Origin of the sequence: Pseudomonas sp. DVZ6 (assembly GCF_024259445.1) — a bacterium.
Taxonomy (GTDB): domain Bacteria; phylum Pseudomonadota; class Gammaproteobacteria; order Pseudomonadales; family Pseudomonadaceae; genus Aquipseudomonas; species Aquipseudomonas peradeniyensis.
The window spans coordinates 181,737-201,670 of sequence record NZ_JANCLM010000003.1; the positions used below are offsets into that span (position 1 = coordinate 181,737).

The 19,934-nt window shown below is 63.5% G+C and carries 20 protein-coding genes; all 20 read right to left on the minus strand.

Annotated features, from left to right (window positions below; genetic code table 11):
* Nucleotides 1-7: 7 nt before the first annotated feature.
* The 20 genes from fliM to NMG10_RS03300 all read right to left on the minus strand — a co-directional run bounded on the left by fliM (nt 8) and on the right by NMG10_RS03300 (nt 19,735).
* On the minus strand, nt 8-976 hold the full coding sequence (fliM, locus tag NMG10_RS03205; protein WP_050706665.1) for a flagellar motor switch protein FliM: 969 nt from the start codon (nt 974-976) through the stop codon (nt 8-10).
* A gap of 10 nt (nt 977-986) precedes the next feature.
* Complete coding sequence (fliL, locus tag NMG10_RS03210) at nt 987-1,484, minus strand: flagellar basal body-associated protein FliL (RefSeq protein ID WP_050706666.1); 498 nt, start codon at nt 1,482-1,484, stop codon at nt 987-989.
* A gap of 147 nt (nt 1,485-1,631) precedes the next feature.
* Complete coding sequence (locus NMG10_RS03215; protein WP_254463828.1) at nt 1,632-2,978, minus strand: flagellar hook-length control protein FliK; 1,347 nt, start codon at nt 2,976-2,978, stop codon at nt 1,632-1,634.
* Nucleotides 2,979-3,045: 67 nt separating this feature from the next.
* Complete coding sequence (locus tag NMG10_RS03220; protein WP_254463829.1) at nt 3,046-3,393, minus strand: Hpt domain-containing protein; 348 nt, start codon at nt 3,391-3,393, stop codon at nt 3,046-3,048.
* Between the two features lie 50 nt (nt 3,394-3,443).
* The gene (locus NMG10_RS03225) at nt 3,444-5,135 is read right to left on the minus strand and encodes a fused response regulator/phosphatase (RefSeq protein WP_203651653.1); all 1,692 of its coding nucleotides are present in this window, start codon (nt 5,133-5,135) and stop codon (nt 3,444-3,446) included.
* 8 nt (nt 5,136-5,143) lie between these two features.
* On the minus strand, nt 5,144-5,449 hold the full coding sequence (locus NMG10_RS03230) for an STAS domain-containing protein (protein ID WP_232856532.1): 306 nt from the start codon (nt 5,447-5,449) through the stop codon (nt 5,144-5,146).
* Nucleotides 5,450-5,704: 255 nt separating this feature from the next.
* Nucleotides 5,705-6,160 carry a flagellar export protein FliJ gene (gene fliJ / locus NMG10_RS03235; RefSeq protein ID WP_232856531.1) on the minus strand — a complete coding sequence of 152 codons (456 nt, stop codon included), beginning with the start codon at nt 6,158-6,160 and terminating at the stop codon, nt 5,705-5,707.
* A 6-nt stretch (nt 6,161-6,166) separates the two neighbouring features.
* Nucleotides 6,167-7,522: a flagellar protein export ATPase FliI gene (gene fliI, locus NMG10_RS03240; RefSeq protein WP_203651647.1), complete on the minus strand. Its 1,356-nt coding sequence runs from the start codon at nt 7,520-7,522 to the stop codon at nt 6,167-6,169.
* Nucleotides 7,512-8,285 (minus strand): flagellar assembly protein FliH, encoded by a 774-nt coding sequence (gene fliH / locus NMG10_RS03245; protein ID WP_254463830.1) that lies wholly within the window; start codon nt 8,283-8,285, stop codon nt 7,512-7,514. Before fliH ends, fliI begins: the two co-directional genes overlap by 11 nt.
* A 179-nt stretch (nt 8,286-8,464) precedes the next feature.
* Nucleotides 8,465-9,484 carry a flagellar motor switch protein FliG gene (gene fliG / locus NMG10_RS03250; protein WP_023631000.1) on the minus strand — a complete coding sequence of 340 codons (1,020 nt, stop codon included), beginning with the start codon at nt 9,482-9,484 and terminating at the stop codon, nt 8,465-8,467.
* Complete coding sequence (fliF, locus tag NMG10_RS03255; protein WP_050706673.1) at nt 9,477-11,255, minus strand: flagellar basal-body MS-ring/collar protein FliF; 1,779 nt, start codon at nt 11,253-11,255, stop codon at nt 9,477-9,479. Before fliF ends, fliG begins: the two co-directional genes overlap by 8 nt.
* Before the next feature lie 15 nt (nt 11,256-11,270).
* Complete coding sequence (gene fliE, locus NMG10_RS03260) at nt 11,271-11,603, minus strand: flagellar hook-basal body complex protein FliE (RefSeq protein ID WP_234560335.1); 333 nt, start codon at nt 11,601-11,603, stop codon at nt 11,271-11,273.
* A 107-nt stretch (nt 11,604-11,710) separates the two neighbouring features.
* On the minus strand, nt 11,711-13,087 hold the full coding sequence (locus NMG10_RS03265) for a sigma-54 dependent transcriptional regulator (protein ID WP_186714838.1): 1,377 nt from the start codon (nt 13,085-13,087) through the stop codon (nt 11,711-11,713).
* Complete coding sequence (locus NMG10_RS03270) at nt 13,084-14,301, minus strand: PAS domain-containing sensor histidine kinase (RefSeq protein ID WP_254463837.1); 1,218 nt, start codon at nt 14,299-14,301, stop codon at nt 13,084-13,086. The genes NMG10_RS03265 and NMG10_RS03270 overlap by 4 nt, the downstream gene beginning before the upstream one ends.
* A gap of 160 nt (nt 14,302-14,461) precedes the next feature.
* Nucleotides 14,462-15,937, minus strand: coding sequence for a transcriptional regulator FleQ (gene fleQ, locus NMG10_RS03275; protein WP_186714839.1), 1,476 nt, complete (start codon nt 15,935-15,937; stop codon nt 14,462-14,464).
* A 166-nt stretch (nt 15,938-16,103) separates the two neighbouring features.
* Complete coding sequence (locus NMG10_RS03280) at nt 16,104-16,400, minus strand: flagellar protein FliT (protein WP_186714840.1); 297 nt, start codon at nt 16,398-16,400, stop codon at nt 16,104-16,106.
* Nucleotides 16,401-16,414: 14 nt separating this feature from the next.
* On the minus strand, nt 16,415-16,810 hold the full coding sequence (gene fliS, locus NMG10_RS03285; protein ID WP_232856528.1) for a flagellar export chaperone FliS: 396 nt from the start codon (nt 16,808-16,810) through the stop codon (nt 16,415-16,417).
* A gap of 131 nt (nt 16,811-16,941) precedes the next feature.
* Nucleotides 16,942-18,345 carry a flagellar filament capping protein FliD gene (gene fliD / locus NMG10_RS03290; RefSeq protein ID WP_232856527.1) on the minus strand — a complete coding sequence of 468 codons (1,404 nt, stop codon included), beginning with the start codon at nt 18,343-18,345 and terminating at the stop codon, nt 16,942-16,944.
* A gap of 78 nt (nt 18,346-18,423) precedes the next feature.
* On the minus strand, nt 18,424-18,801 hold the full coding sequence (locus NMG10_RS03295; RefSeq protein ID WP_198742987.1) for a flagellar protein FlaG: 378 nt from the start codon (nt 18,799-18,801) through the stop codon (nt 18,424-18,426).
* Between the two features lie 73 nt (nt 18,802-18,874).
* Nucleotides 18,875-19,735, minus strand: coding sequence for a flagellin domain-containing protein (locus tag NMG10_RS03300; RefSeq protein ID WP_254463831.1), 861 nt, complete (start codon nt 19,733-19,735; stop codon nt 18,875-18,877).
* Nucleotides 19,736-19,934: the final 199 nt, after the last annotated feature.

The following is a 19,934-nucleotide window of genomic DNA, read 5'->3' on the forward strand; positions in this document are numbered from 1 at the left end:
CACGCCGTCAGCGGCGTTCGATCGGATCGATGATCTGCAGCGACAGGGTGCCCTTGTGCGAACCCAGCCGCGCCTTGAACGACGGCACGCCATTGGCGCGCAGCACCAGGTGCTCCGGCAGTTCCACCGGAATCACGTCACCCGGCTGCATGTGCAGGATGTCGCGCAGCTTCAGCTGGCGACGGGCGACCGTGGCCGACACCGGCACGTTGACGTCCAGCACGTCTTCACGCAGGGCCTTGACCCAGCGCTCATCCTGGTCGTCCAGGTCGGACTGGAAGCCGGCGTCGAGCATTTCACGCACCGGCTCGATCATCGAATACGGCATGGTCACGTGCAGGTCGCCGCCACCGCCATCGAGTTCGATGTGGAAGGTCGAGACCACCACCGCCTCGCTGGGGCCGACGATGTTGGCCATGGCCGGGTTGACCTCGGAGTTGATGTACTCGAAGTTGACCGGCATGATCGCTTGCCAGGCTTCCTTGAGGTCGACGAAGCACTGGTCCAGGACCATGCGCACCACGCGCAGCTCGGTCGGGGTGAACTCGCGACCCTCGATCTTGGCGTGACGGCCATCGCCACCGAAAAAGTTGTCCACCAGCTTGAACACCAGCTTGGCGTCGAGGATGAACAGCGCGGTACCGCGCAACGGCTTGATCTTGACCAGGTTGAGGCTGGTGGGTACGTAAAGCGAGTGCACGTACTCGCCGAACTTCATCACCTGCACGCCGCCCACCGCCACGTCGGCGGAGCGACGCAGCAGGTTGAACATGCTGATACGGGTATAACGGGCGAAACGCTCGTTGATCATTTCCAGGGTCGGCATGCGACCCCGCACGATACGGTCCTGACTGGTCAGGTCGTAGCTCTTGATGCTGCCGGGCTCGCCAGCGCTCTCGGTTTGTACCAGCCCATCGTCCACCCCATGCAGCAGGGCGTCGATCTCATCCTGGGACAGCAGGTCCTGCACGGCCATCTATGTGCTCCTACTGCAATACGAAATTGGTGAACAGCAGCTGGTCGACGACCGGCCTGCCGACTTCCTTCTGCGCCACTTCCTGCACCACCGCGGTGGCCTTCTGGCGCAGCATCTCCTGCCCGACGGGGCTGGCGGCAAGGGTGTCGAAGCCCTGGCCGGAGAACATCATCACCAGGTTGTTGCGGATCACCGGCATGTGCACCTTGAGCGCTTCAAGATCGGCCTGGCTGCGCCCCTGCATGGTGATGCTCACCTGCATGTAGCGCTGGCGGCCATTCTGGTTGAAGTTGACCACGAAGGCCGGTGCCAGCGGCTCGTAGATCGCCGGCAGCTTGACATTGCTCTGCGCGGCGTCAGGCGCTGGCGCCGACTCGCTCTTGTGCATGAAGAACCAGGTAGCGCCTACCGACAGGCCGACCGCCAGGAGCAGGGCCAGCACCAGCAGCAGGATCAACTTGAGTTTGCCTTTAGTGGCGGGGTCTTTCACTGCGTCACTCTTCGCCATGCCAATAATCCGTCGTCCATCGGGGTTTCAAGGAAGGATGACGTGGCTTGAGCAAGTGTTATGCCAAATCTGCCCGCGTCGGAAAGTACCAGCCCCGTCGCGGGAAAGTACCCGCCCGACGGGGCATGGCCAAGGCCGGGGGGAAGATCAGGCGTAGTAGTCGACCATGCTGCTGCCGATCACCGCCTGCTGCTCGACGGGATGCGCGGCATCGGCCAGTTCGCTGCCCTCCCCGGCCGCCTCGGCGCGACGCGCCGCGACGCCGGACAGGTTCGACCCACCCTGCTGCGCCTGCTGCTGTTGCTGCTGCTCGCGGGACTGATCGGCCACGCTGACGTCCGGCTGCGCCAGGCCTTGCTGGGCGAACAGCTCGCGCAAACGGTAGGCCTGGCTGTCGAGGGCATCGCGCACCCCGGCGTGACCGCTGACGAAGTGAATCTGGGTGGATTGATCCGCCGCGACATTGACACGAATGTCCAGGCGACCCAGCTCGGCAGGTTCAAGCTGGATATCCGCCGACTTCAGGTTCTGGCTGGACAGGTACATGACCCGATTCACCAGGCCTTCGGTCCAGGCCCCCTGGTTCATCGCCAGCGGCTGCTGCAGCGGGTTCGGCGCTACCGGCACGGCGTTGGCGGTCTTGGGCGTCGCCGCTTGCGTCAGGTTTGCCAGGCGATTGGCGAAGTCATCCACACGCGTGTCGCTGCTGGCTTCCTTGATGTCCTTGAGGCCATCGTCGATCAGCCCGGCGAACGCCTTGTCACCACGCTCGGAGTGCCCGGCCTCGGACTCGGCCTTCTCTGTCACATTCGCCAAGGTATTGACGGCAGTCGCGGCCGGGTCGGCCGGTACCTGGCCATTTTCCGGGCGCGCGCTGGCGGCATGCGCCGAAGTCGTGCCCTTGGCCTGGGCCTCGTGCTCCAACGCCAGACGCAAGGTCGGCATATCGGCCAATGGGTCGGCCTCCGGATCGAAGTTTGCGTCCTTGAGGACCTCCTCACCGACCGGCGGAGCCGGCACGGCGGGTTGCGGCGTCTGCACCGCCGCCTGCAAAACCGGCGCGACCGCTTCGGCCTGGGCCTGGATCAACTGCGCGCCGGCCTGGGCATCGGTGATCTGCCCTGCCACCAGATTGGCATCGAGGGAGGGAGTATTACTGCTATCAGCCGACTCGTCCGTTTCGCCGACCGGCTTGGCTTCAGCCGTCGCAGGCAAGTTCTTGCCGTCATCGGCAACCGCTGGCTTGCTGGCATCCGCCGGCTTGCCGCCATTGGCGGGGGCTGCCTGCTCCTTGGGCTTGGCCGGGGCGGTGTCCTTGGCAACCTTGACATCACGGGAAGGGGTATTGTCGCGACCCTGCCGAGCCATGACCTGGTCGAAGCCACCGCCCTGGCTGGCCGGGGCTTGCAGCGGTTTGTCCGCCACTCCGGCAGCCGGGCGCGACGCCGTATTGACGAGGCCGGCTTGCAACAATGGATTGGATGCGACAGGCATTGAAAGGTCTCCGCGGCAGAACTGGTAAAGTGCATCTGTGCGAAGAAAAGCAAAACTCGCGCCAGCTTTACTCGGCGGCGATTCGCTGACGCTCGCCACGGTAGAAGCGCTGGACCTCCAGGTACTCCTGGTCGATGCGGTTGATCAGGTCCTCGATGCCATACAAGGGTTGTTGACGCACTCGCTCCTCGAGCTGCTGACACAGCTTGGCCAGGCCCACGGCCCCCATATTGCTGCTGCTGCCCTTGAAACTGTGTGCGGCAAGACCCAGCTCGTCGGCATCCTTGGCCTCGAGCAGCTGCTTCAGCCGCCGTTCGGAGTCTTCCAGGAAGGTTTCCAGCAACTGCAGGTAGCCATCTTCCATGACCTCCCGCAAGTCACTCAGCACCTTCTGATCAATATGCATGTCCGCCACTTGTTCACTCCTTGATCAAGCCTGATTAGGCCCGAGCCGCGCAAACCGGCTCACCATTGAAACGCCACGCGCGCCAAGCGTCCACCCTCCAACCACTGGGCATTGCCGGCCAACCGCCGCACCAGGCCCACCCCTCGCCCACTGAAGCCCTGTTCCACTGGCGTGGCGGCCGACAGGCGCTCCACGTCGAAGCCCGCGCCGCTGTCGCGGACCTCGATGATCAGACGCCCACCCGCACCTTGAGGTTCCACCCGCAGGGCAATACCGACGCTGCCGTGCACCTCTCGCCCCAGGCGCTCGGCGCGCTGGCGATAGTACTCGGCGAAGCCTTCGGCGTCGCGCTTGAGCGCCGAGTCCAGCCCCAGCACACCATGCTCCAGCGCATTGGAGTACAGCTCGCTCAGCACACTGTGCAACTTGCCGCTGCTGGGCCTGAGGCCGTGGATTTCCTGCAACAGCTGTACCAGATAAGGGACCGGGTTGAAGCGCCCCAGGCTCTCGCCCCGCAACTCGAACTGCATCGACCAGTCCAACGGACTGGAACGACCACTGTCGGAGTACACCACCGCCTGCGGTACTACATGTTCAGGCGCCAACATGCGGATATCGCACAGGCTGATATCGTCACGAGACTGGCCGCCGAAGCCCGCCAGTGCCTGCATGACCTCGTCGAACAACACCACCGGATCGCGGTTGGCCGCCAGCACCGCCAACAGACGCTCGACGCCGAACAGGCATTCCCGGGCATCCCCGGTGTCGACCACGCCATCAGACAGCAGGAACAGTCGCTCCCCCGCCGCAAGCGGCCTCACCTCGGTGGTATCGTCGAACTGCTCGGGCGGCAGGATGCCCAGCGGCAGGTGACGCGAAGGCAACACCTCGAGCACCTCGCCTTGCGCCGACAACCGATAGCCATCCGGCATGCCACCGTTCCAGAGCTCCACGGTTTCTCGCTGGAAACTCAGGTTGAGCAACAGCGCACAACAGAACATGTCCACAGGCAGGATGCGCTTGAGCTTGGCGTTCATCTCCCGCAGCGTTTCGACCAGGCCGTAGCCCTTGGCGGTCATGCCATAGAACACCTCCGCCAGCGGCATGGCGCCGACCGCGGCCGGCAGGCCATGGCCGGTAAAATCCCCCAGCAGCACATGCATGTCGCCCGAAGGGGTAAACGCCGCCAGCAACAGATCGCCATTGAACAGCGCGTAGGGCGATTGCAGGTAGCGGATGTTCGAGGCACCCAGGCAGCCGGAGTGGGCGACCTTGTCGAACACCGCCTTGGCCACCCGCTGCTCGTTGAGCAGGTGATGGTGATGGCGGGCGATCTGGTCGCGCTGCTCCAGCACCGTCGCCTGCAGGCGACGCAAGCGGTCCATGGCTCGGATCTTCGCCGCCAGGATGACGGCGCTGTAGGGCTTGGCCATGAAATCGTCGCCCCCGGCCTCCAGGCAACGTACCAGCCCCTCCTCTTCATTAAGGGAGGTCAGGAAGATGATCGGCACCAGCGCCTCGCCGGCCAGCGCCTTGATCCGCCGCGCCGCCTCGAAGCCATCCATCACCGGCATCAGCGCATCGAGCAGCACCAGTTGCGGCCGCCGCTCGGCAAACAGCGCCACCGCCTGCTCGCCGTTCTCGGCAGTGACCACCTCATGCCCCTGGCGCCGGACGATCTGCGCCAGCAATAGCCTGTCCGCGGCGCCGTCCTCGGCCACCAGCACGGTCAACGGCTGATCGGCGGACATGGCCACGCTCAACTGATGTCGAACAGCTTTTCGAAGTTGGAGATCGCCAGGATCTTGCGCACATCAGGGCTGGCATGGACCACACGGATATCCGAATCCTCGCCACCGACATGGTCGCGCAGCAGCAGCAACATGCCCAACGCCGAGCTGTCGAGATACGTGGCCTCCTTCAGGTCGACCACCACGGAGTCCGGACGCGGGCGCTGGCGCTCGTAGGCATCCCTGAATTCCTGGTGCTTGCCGAAATCGAAACGACCCTTGACCTTGATCGTCAGCTTTTTCCCATCCTGTGAAAAATCAGTTTCGACTGCCATGCGAGCGATTCCTTCGATGATGGCGAATGCGACTTCTGAAGGTTTAGCAGGCGCTGACGGCAGGTGCAAGGTGGTGGACCTGGGTTGCCCCCGTGCAGGGCTGTCGCGCAGAGAACCGCGATTGCCTGGCCAGCACACACCCTGTGGGAGCGGGTTTATCGGACCGCCGCACCGCCGCGAACACCGGCAAAGCCGGTGCCATCCACCGCGTCGCTTGCTTCGCGGCTAAAGCCGCTCCCACAGGCCCCAGCTAAATCAATAAGTTATGTGCTGGCGCGGCAGGCGCTGGGACAGCTCGTCGAGCAGCTTCTGCTCGCGCTTGTCCTCGGCCCGGCGCGCTTCGTCCAGGTAGCGCTGGACCAGCTTGCGCAGCCCTTCGACCCGGGCATAGGCCTGCTGCCAGGTGTTACGGGCGTTGTTCAGGTTGTTCTGGTGCCAGGCCATGCTCTGGCGCTGCTGGGTCATTGCCGCTTCCAACTGCCCAAGGAAGCGCTGGTAGTTCACCAGCCAGTTGCCGTCGACCCCCTGGCTGCCGCGATTGATCCACTGCTGCTGATAGGCCTCGCGAAAACTCTCGAGCTCGGCCTGCTTGGCCTGGGCATCGCTGAGCAGCCTCTGGAAATGCCCCAGGCGCTGGGCAGCCTTGCGCTCGGCCTCCTCGGCCATGTCCACCACCGGCACCAGGCGTGCCGCTCGGCTGGGCTGGGCCATGGCCTATCAGCCCGCCGGCGGCGCGAACACCGCGGCCAGTTCTTCACGGCTCTGCGCCATGCCGACGTTTTCATCCAGACCCTGGCGCAGGAAGTCCACCAGCCTGGGTTGCAAGGCGATGGCCAGGTCCGTCTCCGGATCGCCACCAGCCACATAGGCGCCGACGCTGATCAGGTCGCGACTCTGCGACAGGCGCGACCACAGCTGCTTGAACTTCTGCGCCTGACGCAGGTGATCGGGGTCGACCACCTGGGGCATGACCCGGCTGATCGAGGCCTCGATGTCGATGGCTGGGTAGTGCCCTTCCTCGGCCAGGCGCCGGGACAGCACAAAGTGGCCGTCGAGCACGCCCCGCGCCGAATCGGCGATCGGGTCCTGCTGGTCGTCGCCTTCGGACAGCACCGTGTAGAACGCGGTGATCGAACCTCCGCCCGGTTCACCATTACCAGCCCGCTCCACCAGCTTGGGCAGCTTGGCGAACACCGACGGCGGATAACCGCGGGTGGCGGGCGGCTCGCCGATGGCCAGGGCGATTTCGCGCTGGGCCTGGGCGAAACGGGTCAGCGAGTCCATCAGCAACAGGACATTCTTGCCCTTGTCGCGGAAGTACTCGGCGATGCGCGTGCAATACATCGCCGCACGCAGACGCATCAAGGGCGCGTCATCCGCTGGTGAGGCGACCACCACCGAGCGCTTGAGCCCCTCCTCGCCGAGGATGTGCTCGATGAATTCCTTCACTTCCCGACCCCGCTCGCCGATCAGGCCGACCACGATGATCTCGGCCTCGGTAAAGCGGGTCATCATGCCCAGCAGCACCGACTTACCGACACCGGTACCGGCGAACAGGCCCAGGCGTTGGCCGCGGCCGACAGTGAGCAAACCATTGATACTGCGGATACCGACATCCAGCGGTTGGCTGATCGGATCACGGTTGAGCGGGTTGATGATCGGGCCGTCCATCGGCACCCAGTCCTCGGCCTTCATCCCACCCTTGCCGTCCAGCGCGCGACCGGCGCCATCGAGCACCCGGCCAAGCATGCTCATGCCCATGGGCAGGCGGCCGCTGTCGTCCAGCGGCACCACGCGGGCACCGGGCGCCAGGCCGACAATACTGCCGACCGGCATCAGGAACACCTTGCTGCCGGCAAAGCCCATGACTTCGGCCTCCACCTGCACCGGGTGATAGCTGTCGTCGTTGATCACCAGGCAGCGGCTGCCCACCGCAGCGCGCAGGCCTTCAGCCTCCAGGGTGAGACCGACCATGCGCAGCAGGCGCCCTTCGACGATCGGCTGGTCGGGCAGCTTCACCGCGTCGGCGTAGCCCTCCAAGCGCTTGCCGAAGCTGGTACGGTCAAGGCGCATCGGCTTCACCCGCCGGCACGTCCAGCTCGACGGATATATCCGGCGCAGCAGGATGCAGGGCCTGGTCGTGGGACTGGTCGAACAACTGCATCACGGCCTTTTCGATGCGAGTCTCCATGGTCGCGTCGATACGGCTGTGAGCGGTCTCGATCCGGCAGCCGCCCGGCAGCAACGACTCATCCTCAAGCAGTTTCCAGCTCTCCTCATGACGCTCGCGCAAGGCCTTGGCCAGCTCGAAATCCTGCGGGTTGAGGTGGATACGGATGTTGTCGGCACCCATCGGCAGCAGTTTCAACGCCTCACGCAGGACGTGGGTGATCTGGTTCGAATCGCTGCGCAACTCGCGACCGATGACCTGGCGGGTCATGCTGGCGACCAGTTGCACCAGGGCTTTCTCGATCTGGGTGTCCTGCTCGGCGATGGGCTCGAGCAGATGGTTCATGACCTGTTCGAGGCTGGCCAATTTGGCCGCCAGGGCCACTTCGGCCTCCTGGCGAACCTTCAGCTGGGTGCTGTGGAAGCCTTCGCGCTCGCCAGTGGCGAAGCCTTCGTTGTAGGCCTCCTGGCGGATGGCCTCGAGCTCTTCGAGGGTCAGCGGCTGGACTTCCTCCAGCGGCACCTCTTCGACTTCTTCCTCGATAACCTCAGGCTCCGGCTCGGGTTGCGGCTCGGGCTCGGGGTCGAAGCTGGGCAGCGCCCATACATCCACGCCCTCGAGGTCGCGGGCACGGATCAGGTCGCTGGGGTGTTCGGTGGTGGACATGTTTTCAGGTACTCAAAAGCCATCTGCAACCAACGCGCCCCTGTAGGAGCGGCCTTGTGCCGCGAAAGGGCTGCAAAGCAGCCCCTCGATATCGATGTCACCGCAAAATTGTCGGGGCAGCCTTGCTGCCCTTTCGCGGCACAAGGCCGCTCCTACAAGGGACCGCGTCGCCCCGCTGATCAGATCATTTCCTCGGCGCCCTTGCCGCCCAGCACGATCTCGCCGGCCTCGGCCATGCGACGGGCGATGGTGAGGATTTCCTTCTGCGCCGTCTCCACGTCGCTGACCCGAACCGGCCCCTTGGCCTCCAGGTCGTCGCGCAACAGCTCCGACGCACGCTTGGACATGTTCTTGAAGATCTTGTCCTTGACCCGCTCGTCGGCGCCCTTGAGCGACACCACCAGCACGTCCGAAGACACCTCGCGCAGCAGCGCCTGGATGCCACGGTCGTCGACGTCGGCCAGGTTGTTGAAGACGAACATCAAGTCTTCGATCTGCTCCGACAGGTCGCTGTCGATCTCGCGGATCGAGTCCATGAGCGCGCCTTCCACGGAACTGTCGAGGAAGTTCATGATATCGGCGGCGCGCTTGATGCCACCCAGGGTGGTGCGCGCGGCATTGGAGTTGCCGGAGAACTGCTTCTCGAGGATCTGGTTGAGTTCCTTGAGCGCCGCCGGCTGCACCGTGTTGAGCGACGACACGCGCAAGACGATGTCCAGGCGCACCTTGTGGTCGAAGTTGCTCAGTACCTCGCCGGCCTGGTCGGGGTCGAGGTAGGCGACCACGATGGCCTGGATCTGCGGGTGCTCGTAGCGGATGACGTCGGCCACGGCACGCGGCTCCATCCACTTGAGGCTGTCCAGGCCGCTGGTGTTGCCACCAAGCAGGATACGGTCGATCAGGCCGTTGGCCTTGTCCTCGCCAAGAGCCTGGTTGAGCATCTTGCGGATATAGCCATCGGAACCGACACCCAGGCTGGTCTGGTCGCCGACGATCTCGACGAACTCGCTCATCACCTGCTCGACCTGCTCGCGATGGACGTTGCCCATCTGCGCCATGGCCACACCGACCCGCTGCACTTCCTTGGGCCCCATGTGGCGCAGGACCTGCGCGGCATCGGTCTCGCCGAGCGAGAGCAGGAGGATGGCCGCCTTGTCGACGCGGCTCAGCTTGGCGGTAATGGCTCGATTGTCACTCATCGGCGTTGATCCACTCTTTCACGACCTGGGCCACGCGGCCCGGGTCTTCGGCCACCAGGCCCTTGATTGCGTTGAGCTGTGCCTCGTAACCCTCGCTCGGGCTCGGCAACAGAATGCTTGTCGGGCCACCCAGGCTGACGCGGTCGTTGGCCAGTTCGCCATCCAGACCGATCATGCCGCCCAGCTCCATGTCGCTGTCCGTGGCAGCCTGCTTGCCGCCACCTGTGATGTTGTTGAGCACCGGACGCAGCACGCCGAACACCAGCACCAGGATGAACAGCACGCCCAGCACTTGCTTGACGATGTCCCAGAACCACGGCTGCGAGTAGAACGGAATGTCGACCAGCTCGTCGCCACGGTCGGCGGCGAACGGCACGTTGATCACGGTGACGCTGTCGCCACGGCTGGCATCGAAGCCCACTGCGTCCTGCACCAGGCGAGTGAAGCGCGCCAGGTCCTCGGCACCCCACGGAGTGCGGGTGGTTTCGCCGGTGGCGGCGTCGAGCTTGACCTGGTCGTCCACCACCACGGCCACCGACAGGCGGGTCAGGCGACCTTGCTGCTGACGGGTGTGGCTGATGGAGCGATCCAGCTCGAAGTTCTTGGTGCTCTGCTGACGCTTGTCGCTCGGGTACGGCGCAAGCATCGGCTGGCCGGTGGCCGGGTCCATGATCTGCTGGCCGTTGGCATCCACCAGCGGCTGGCCAGGCTGGATGGCACCGGCCGGCGTGGCGGCGGCCTTGGCGTTCTCGGGCGCGGAGGCGCCGGCCGGCGGCTGGTTGCTCAGGGCACCCGGCACACCTTGCGGGCCCTGGCTGCTGGCACGCTGTTCGTTGACCGACTGCTCGCTGCGCAGCGCCGGCTGGTCGGGATTGAACTGCTCGGAGGTGGACTCGACGGCGCTGAAGTCGACGTCGGTCGACACCTCGGCCTTGTAGCGGTCGTTGCCCAGCACCGGCTGGAGGATATTGTGCACGCGCTGGGTGAGCATGCCTTCCATGCGGCGGCTGTAGTCGAACTGCTTGCCCGCCATGGTCAGGGCGGTGTCCTGCAACTGGTCGGAAAGCAGGTTGCCCTTCTGGTCGACCACGGTCACCTGGGACTTGTCCAGTTCCGGAACGCTGGTGGCCACGAGGTTGACGATGGCCATGACCTGGCCCGCCTCCAGGGCGCGGCCCGGGTACAGCTCGACCAGCACCGAGGCGCTGGGCTTGCGCTCGTCACGCACGAACACCGAGCTTTTCGGGATCGCCAGGTGCACGCGGGCGGCCTTGACATTGTTCAGGCTCGACACGGTACGCGCCAGCTCGCCTTCCAGGCTGCGACGGTAGCGAGTGGCTTCCATGAACTGGCTGGTGCCCAGGCCCTGCTCCTTGTCGAGCAGCTCGAAGCCGACGTTGCCATCGCTTGGCGCAACACCGGCGGAAGCCAGTTTCAGGCGCGCACGGGAGAGGTCGTCGGCCTTGACCAACAGGGCACCGGAGTTCGGCTCTACGCGATAGGGGATATCGGCGGCGGTCAGGGCATCGATCACCTGCTTGGTGTCGGTGCCCGCCAGGCTGCCGTACAGCGGCCGGTAGTCCGGTTGCTGCGACCACAGCACCACGGCGAAACCGATGGCCACGCTGGCGGCCAGGCCGACCAGCAGGCCGACCTGACGCAGCATGGGCATCTGCGAGATGTTTTCCAGGAACGCCATGCCGAACAGCGGCGGCTTGGCCGCTGGCGGACCACTCTTGGCGGGTGCGTTATCGACGACTGCTTCGGCCATGACTCACTCTCGCCCTTATACCGGCATCTGCATGATGTCCTGGTACGCCTGTACCAGCTTGTTGCGCACCTGGGTCAGGGCCTGGAACGACACCGAGGCCTTCTGCGAGGCGATCATCACGTCGGTCAGGTCGACTCCGCTCTTGCCGATCTCGAAAGCGTTGGACAGCTGGGAGGAGGCCTGCTGCGTTTCATGCACCTTGCCAATGGCCTGGCCAAGCATGTCGGCAAAGCTGCTCTGGCCTGGCGCCAGTTCAGGCGCGGCGACAGCCTTGGACTGGGACATGGCTTCGGCCTGCATGGCACGCATGTCCAACATCAGACGATTGAATTCAACACCTTGGGTCATGGACTTCTCTCTCCGGCTGCCGCACTTTTTTTGACACTCGTGCAGCGAATGGGTTGGAACTAGCAAGAGGAGTGCCAGCCAACCCGAAAATCATTCAAAACGACGCATCAACCGAACAGGCTGGCCTCGACATCCAGGCCCGCGTCACGCATCTGCGCCAGCTTGTAGCGCAAGGTGCGCGGACTGATCCCCAGGCGCTCAGCAGCCTCCTTGCGACGGCCGCGCTCGGCACGCAAGGTATCGATGATCATCTGGAACTCATGACGCCGCATGTCGTCGCCCAGCCCGCCAACCTCGGCAACCGGCTCAACGGATAATGGCTCAATAGTGGCCACTTTCGGCGCCGACAATGGAATGGCGCCAGCCAGACAGAAATCCGCCGCCTCGATCACACCGCCCTGCTGCAGGATCAGCGCCCGCTGCACGGCGTTATCCAGCTCCCGCACGTTACCCGGCCAGGCATACGCCTGCAGGCACGCCCGCGCCTCGCTGGACAGGCACACCTGGGCATGGCGCATCTTGCGGGCATGGCGCGCCAGCAGGCGCTCGGCCAGCGGCAGGATATCGGCAGGACGCTCGCGCAGGGAGCGCCAGGCCATGGGGAACACCGAAAGGCGGTAGTACAGGTCTTCACGGAAACGACCGGCCGCCACCTCCCCCACCAGGTCGCGGTTGGTCGTGGCAAGGATGCGGATGTCCAGGGCGATGGGCTTGCGCCCACCGACGCGCTCGACTTCGCGCTCCTGCAGCACCCGCAGCAGCTTGGCCTGCAAGCCGAGCGGCATCTCGGAAATCTCGTCCAGCAGCAACGTGCCGCCGTCGGCCTGCTCGAACTTGCCCGCCTGGGCGGCGATCGCCCCGGTGAAGGCGCCCTTTTCATGGCCGAACAGGGTCGCCTCGAGCATGTTGTCCGGGATTGCCGCGCAGTTGATCGCCACGAAGGGCTGGTCCGCCCGCCGCGACTGCTGATGGATGTAGCGCGCCAGCACTTCCTTGCCGGTTCCCGACTCACCGGAGATCAGCACGGTGGAGTCGCTTTGCGCAACCCGTGCCGCCAATTCCAGCAATTGCCGGCTGGCCGGTTCGCACGCCACCGGCCCCTCGTCATCGCTGCCGGCAGCGCTGCCGACGGCATGACGCGCCACCAGGCCGTTCAGCGCTGCGGGCTCGAAAGGCTTGACCAGGTAATCGACAGCCCCCTGGCGCATGGCCTCCACCGCCCGCTCCACCGCCGCATGGGCGGTCATCAGCAACACCGGTAGCTGCGGGTGCTGTCGACGCAGTTGGGCGAGCAGTTGATGACCGTCCATGCCCGGCATGTTCACGTCGCTGACCACCAGGCTGAACGACTCTTCAGCCACCGCCAGCAAGGCCTCCTCGGCACTGCCGACGGCTCGGTGACAGAAACCGCCAATCTCCAGGGTATCGGCCAACGCCTGACGCAGGACCCGATCATCCTCGACCAGCAGTACCTTGACGCTCATTGATTTACCTCCCCACGGCCGTCGATCAACGGCAGCAGCACGGTGACACAGGTACCACGGCCAAGCCTGGAGCGTAGCTGCAGGGTGCCGCGGTGCGCGCGCACCACCGCCTGGACCACCGCCAACCCCAAGCCGGTGCCAGTCGCCTTGGTGGTCACGAATGGCTCCCCCAGGCGCGCCAGCAGCTGCTCGTCGATACCGCTGCCGGCATCGCTGACGCACACGCGCAGATTGTCGTCGCGACGCGACAGGTGCACCTTGAGTTTCGCCGGCCCGCTGCCGGCCTGCAGGGCATTCTCGATCAGGTTGAGCAAGGCGCCGACCAGGGTGTCACGGTTGCACAGCAACTCCCCGAGACGACTGTCGCACTGCCAGCGCACCGCATGCCCCTCGACATGGGCATGAGCCGCCTGCTGCAGCGCCTGGAACAACGCCTTCGGGCTGATCCGGTCATTGAGCGGCAATTCCCCGCGGGCGAACACCAGCATGTCACGCACCTGGTGTTCGAGCTCGTGGAGACGCTCCTTGAGGTTGCCGGCAAAGCGCAGCCGGGTTTCGTCGGTCAATACCTGCTGCGGTTCGGCCAGGTGGCTGGCATAGAGCATCGCCGCCGAGAGCGGCGTGCGGATCTGATGCGCCAGGGACGCGATCATGCGCCCCAGCGAGGACAGGCGCTCGTGCCGCGCCAGCTGATCCTGCATACGGCGGGTTTCGGTCAGGTCGTTGAGCAACACCAGCTGACCCGGCTCGGCATCCAGCGAGCGCGTCGCGATGGACAGGCGACGCCCGTCACGCAGGGAGACCTCATGGCCGTCATCGTCACGCGGCGCGAAACTGCGGGCGATCACCTCGCGCCAGCGCATGCCGATCAACGGCTCGCCGAGCAACTCGCAGGCCGCCGGATTGGCTTCGCGCACGCACCCTTCGGCGTCGATCACGATCACCCCGCCCGGCAGCAGGTCGAGCAGGTTCTGCAGGCGATTGGCCAGGCGCTCCTTCTCATCGAGCTCGGCCATGCGCTGCGCACTGACCACCGCCAGCTCGCCCTTGAGCTCGCTGACCCGCGTCTCGAGCATGGTGTAGGACTGGCTCAGCTGGCTGGAAACCTGATCGAACAGGGCGAACGCCTGCTCAAGACCCTGCCGGCTTTCCTGCTCGAGCGTGGTGTGCCCGCGCTGATCGGCGGCATGGGAACGGTGGGCGGCCTGGGGCATCGTGCTCTCTCGCATGGCTGACCGTCATAAAAACGGTATGTTGCCTGCGCTGTAGCAATAGCCGTGCCGGAGATGGGGATAATCGACTGCAGGATCGTTGATCGAAGGCAATGGCCGGGACTGTCACAGCCCCCGACCATTGCGTCCAGGCAAGATGGGATCAGTCGTCCGCCTGTTCCTCGCCACCCTGGCGGCTCATGCCGTACTTGCGCATCTTCTCCACCAGCGTGGTACGCCGGATGCGCAGTCGTTCGGCAGCCCGGGCAACGATGCCGTTGGCATCATCCAGCGCCTGCTGGATCAGCCCCTGCTCGAGGCTACCGAGGTAGTCCTTGAGGTCCAGCCCCTCGGGCGGCAGCATGGCGTGGCTGGCGAAGTTCGGCGCATGCCCGTTGATCGCCACGCGCTCCTCGAGATCGGAGCGCAGGCTGTCGACCAACTGCTCATCCTCGTCATCCACATAACGGAACTTCTTCGGCAGCTCCGCCACGCCGATCACCCCGTACGGATGCATGATCGCCATGCGCTCCACCAGGTTGGCCAACTCGCGGACGTTGCCCGGCCAGCCGTGGCGACACAACGACATGATCGACGCCGAGTTGAAGCGGATCGAGCCGCGCTTCTCGTGCTCCATGCGCGAGATCAGCTCGTTCATCAGCAACGGGATGTCTTCGACCCGCTCACGCAATGGCGCCATCTCGATCGGGAACACATTCAGCCGGTAATACAAATCCTCGCGGAAGGTCCCGTCCTCGATCATGGTCTCGAGGTTCTTGTGCGTCGCGGCGATGATGCGCACATCGATGCTCTGGGTCTTGTTGCTGCCGACCCGCTCGAAGGTACGCTCCTGCAGCACGCGCAGCAGCTTGACCTGCATCGGCAGCGGCATGTCGCCAATTTCGTCGAGGAACAGCGTGCCGCCGTTGGCCAGCTCAAAACGCCCGGCACGGCTGGTGATCGCCCCGGTGAAGGCGCCCTTTTCGTGGCCGAACAGTTCGCTTTCGAGCAGCTCCGCCGGGATCGCCCCGCAGTTGACCGGCACGAACGGTGCCTCGCGACGCTTGGAGTGGTAGTGCAGATTGCGCGCCACCACTTCCTTGCCGGTGCCCGACTCGCCAAGGATCAGCACGCTGGCATCGGTGTCGGCCACTTGCTGCATCATCTGCCGCACATGCTGGATGGCACGGCTGGTGCCCACCAGGCTGCGGAACAGGTTGGGCTCGCGCTGGCGACCACGCTCGCGGGCCTGGTCGTACATCTCGCGATAGACCTGGGCACGGTGCAGGGAGTCGAGCAACTGGCTGTAGCTCGGCGGCATCTCGAGGTTGGACAGCACACGGCGGCGCAGGTCCTCGGGGAAGTCCGCAGAAGAAATTTCACCCAGAAGCAGAACCGGAAGGAACTCATCCCACCCGGCCACTGTCTTAAGGAGCCCCAGCACGCTGGCCGGGGCATTTACGGTACCGATCAGGACACACAGCACTTCACGGCTGGAAGACAAACCCTCGACCACCTGCTGCCAGTCGTCGCTGGAGCAGGACAGGTTTTCTTCGCCGAGAAAATTCAGGACCACCGCCAGATCGCGGCGGCGTTCGCTGTCGTCATCGATCAGGAGAATCTTGGTTTCACGCCACATGCAATAGCAACTTCCCTAGTCATATCGGCGCCCGAAGGCGTGCACGACATCATTCCGACTGAATGGTCAGTGTTCGGACGTCTGAATTTCGAAAACAGCCACTAGTAAAGTCAAAAAACGGCACACAGTCAAATTTATGGCGCGCTGATTTTTGTGTAACCTGTGGTCAGGTGAACAAATGGTATACCTTTGTCGCGTTTTCTGCCTGACGTATCTTCGCCATCTCGTCGACCACTGATTGACGCTCGCCACTTGCAACTTCGATTAGCTGCCGATAGACAGCCTGCAGCTGCTCCAGACTGGCACGCACCTCATCCTCGTTCGACAACGCCTCGGCCAGCACATCGTCGACGCACAGGCGGCACTCCAGATCCAGCTCGCCAACCGCCTCCCAGTCACGACTGGCCAGGGCGGCGAGCAGCAGCTCGCGGGTCTGGTCGATACGCTCGATCACCTCACTCATGACAACCTCCTGGTTCAGGGCGCCGGCTGCTGTTCGCCGATCGCGTCCCAGCCTTCCTTGACCGTGATCAGCAGACGCGCGACTTCGTCGATGATCTCGGGATCGCTCTTGACGTTGGCCTCGACCAGGCGACGACTCATGTAGGTGTACAGGTTGTCCAGGTCGGTCAGGCTGTCGGCGTGGTTCTCCAGGTCGAGACCCTCGCGCAGACCGCCGATGATATCGATGGCCTTGCCGATCAGAATGCCCTTCTGGGCGATATCCTTGCGGGCAATGGCGCCCTTGGCCTGGGCCAGGCGGTCGAGACCACCCTGCATGAGCATCTGCACCAGGCGGTGCGGACTGGCCTCGGAAGTCTGTGCCACGCCATTGACTTTCTGGTATTGCCGAAGGGCCAACATCGGGTTCATGGATCTACCTCGTTGCAGCGAAAAGGTGCATATACCTCTTGTATCGCCGCCGCGTCAAAAAACTTTAGCCGGAAAAGACAAAGCCCGGCACGCCTGTGAGACGCCGCCGGGCTTTTGTCATGCGCGATCGATCAGGACTTCTTGGCCTGGGCGTTGATCGCCTCGAAGATCGAGGTGATCTGCTCGCCTTGTTTCTTCATCTTGGCCAGGGCGGTATCGAGCGCAGAGAATTTCTTGGTCAGCGACGCAGTCAGCAACTCGGTACGACGATCAAGCGCCGCCTGCTGGTTCTGCAGGTTCCTGGCAGCCTTGTCGAGGTTGCTCTTGCGAGTATCAAGCGAACCACCCGTGGAATTGTACGGATCAATTGCCTTGTTCATCCGCTCGAACAGACCATTGGTGCCGGTGAACAGCTCCTGGATTTCCGAACCGAGCTTCTTGTCGTTCAATGCAGAGGTGAACTTGGTGCTATTGAACTCCAGGGTGCCATCTTTCTGGGTGTTGATACCCAACTGACTGAGCGTGGTCAGCTTGTCTCCTGCCCCCACTTCCGTCAGCACCTTGCGCACATCGGCAAGCAACGACCGGGTAGTCGGGTCGTTGGTCAGCGGACCAAGGCTCTTGACGTTGCCGTTGGCGTCCTTCTCTGGCGTGACCAGCGCAGTAACAGCCTTCTGCAGGGTGTTATAGGCATCGACGAACGACTGCACCGATTTCTTCAGGCCTTCGTTGTCCAGCGCTACAGTAGCCTTGGTGGCATTACCGCCCGTGGAGACACCGGTGAGCTCGAGCGTCAGGCCACTGATAGCCTGGTCGACAGTATTCTTCGGGCTTTTCAGCGCCAGCCCGTCGATGGAAAATTCCGCATCCTGGGCCAGCCCACTGATGTAACCCGCGCCACTTCCGCTGATGGGCTGAGTACCGTTGATGGTCAGCTCCGGAATACCACCGATAGAGATGTCGCTGCCCTTGCCGGTCGTGGTGGAGCTGAACACCAGGCGAGAACCACCCGCCTCATTGATGATGTTGGCGGTGATACCGTTGGCGCTCATTTCCTTGTTGATCTGGTCGCGCACGCTCTGCAGTGTGGCACCGCTGGCGACGTTGACCTTGTAGTCCTTGCCGTTCTGGCTGATGGTCAGCTCACCGGCGCCGATCGCCGTGCTGGCACCACCCACGAACTGCTTGCTGGCGACCTTGGAGCCGGTGGCCAGCTTGTCGACCTTGATATCGTAGGTCCCAGCGACCGCCGAGTTGCTCGACTTGATCTTGACCACTTTTTCGTCAGCGGAAGTGCCAGCGAAGGCATTGAACGAAGGGGCGTTCTTGTCGTTGAGCTTCTTCATGGCGTCCTGGAACGCCGTCAAGGCGCTGCGCAGGGAACCGATACCGGAGATCATCGCGGAGTTGTTGCTCGTCTGCCGAGCAATCTGGTTGGCCTTGGCCGAGGTGTCGGCATTCACCAACACGCTGACGATGTTCTTGATATCGAGCCCGTAGCCCGCACCCGTGTTGGTAGTAATCGGGCTTGCCATGCTGTCGCTCCTCTCTTCGATGAGTCGGCCCCGCTCCTGCAAGACCGACTTGAATCACACATTTGCGTTCGCCGCCAATCAGACCTTGGCGTCGAACAGAATACTTTTGACATCGCTCAGGCTATGGGCGATCCGCAGGGCCTCTTCCGAGGGCAACTGACGAATCAACTCACCGGTTTCACTGGCGATGACCTTGACCACGATCTTACCGGACTCTTCGTCTGTGACGAACTCCAGATTGCGTCGCGTTTCCTTCAGGAACTTCTCGATTTCCGAGACAGCGCCTTTGACATCATTTGCAGCCTGCACCTTGTCGGCGCCCTGCACCTTACCCGGATCCTGCTGCTTCTCGCCATCACCGGAAGTGCCTGGCGACCGCGCAACCGGTTTTTCAGCAACCTGCTCGGCCGTGCGTGCAGCCGGGTAAGACAGGTTCAGCTTGACGCTCATGTCCATGTCCAGCACCTCACAATGAAAAAGGCGGGGAAGCGCCTGGAGAGCACTCCCCCGCCATCAGCTATCAGGCAGATTAGCCCAGCAGCTTCAGGACTGCCGATGGCAGCTGGTTGGCCTGGGCCAGAACCGAAGTCGAAGCTTGCTGCAGAGTCTGCTGCTTGGTCAGCTGTGCAGTTTCAGAAGCGAAGTCGGTGTCCTGTACACGGCCACGAGCGGCTTCGGCGTTCTCGTTGATGTTTTGCAGGTTGTTGATGGTGCTGGTCAGACGGTTCTGCGAAGCACCCAGGTCGGCACGCGAGGTGTTGATTGCCTGCAGGGCGTCGTCGATGGCGCTGACGGCGGCGCTGAAGGTAGCCTGGGCGCTGCTGCTGTCGGCACCGGTGATGCTCTTGCCGGCCAGGGCAGTCAGGGCTGCGCCAGTACCAGTGGTCTTCATTGCAGCGCTGAGGCTGATGGTGATCTGGTTGGCAGCGCCAACGTTCGAACCGACCTGGAAGGTCATCACGCCGCCGGAACCGTCCAGCAGGTTCTTGCCGTTCAGCTGGGTGCTGTCAGCGATACGGTCGATCTCTTTCAGCATCGACTGGAACTCTTTGTCCAGAGCGTCGCGGTCTTGCGAGCTGTTCGAGTCGTTTCGCGATTGCAGTGCCAGTTCACGCATACGCTGCAGGATGTTGGTCTGCTCTTGCATCGCGCCTTCAGCGGTCTGGGCGATGGAGATACCGTCGTTGGCGTTTTTGATGGCCATGGTCTGACCACGGATCTGCGAGGTCATGCGGGTAGCGATCTGCAGGCCGGCGGCGTCGTCTTTGGCGCTGTTGATTTTCAGGCCGGAGGACAGACGGGTCATCGAGGTGCTCAGTGCGTCGGAAGCACGGTTCAGGTTCTTCTGAACGCCCAGAGAGGTGGTGTTAGTGTTTACAGTCAAAGCCATGACGAATTCCTCGTTGGATTGGGTACTACGGCTTCCGGCCTTGGCAATTCGCCGGGTAGGTGGCCTAGAGAACCTTCGTAATGTTTATCGTCGTCAGGGCAGTTTGCTTTAGGGCGATTTCCCAATTTTTTTACTGGCATCCTGCCACCCCAATGAAATCAGGGGTTTGACGCCAAATTACCAACAGCCAAAAACAAAA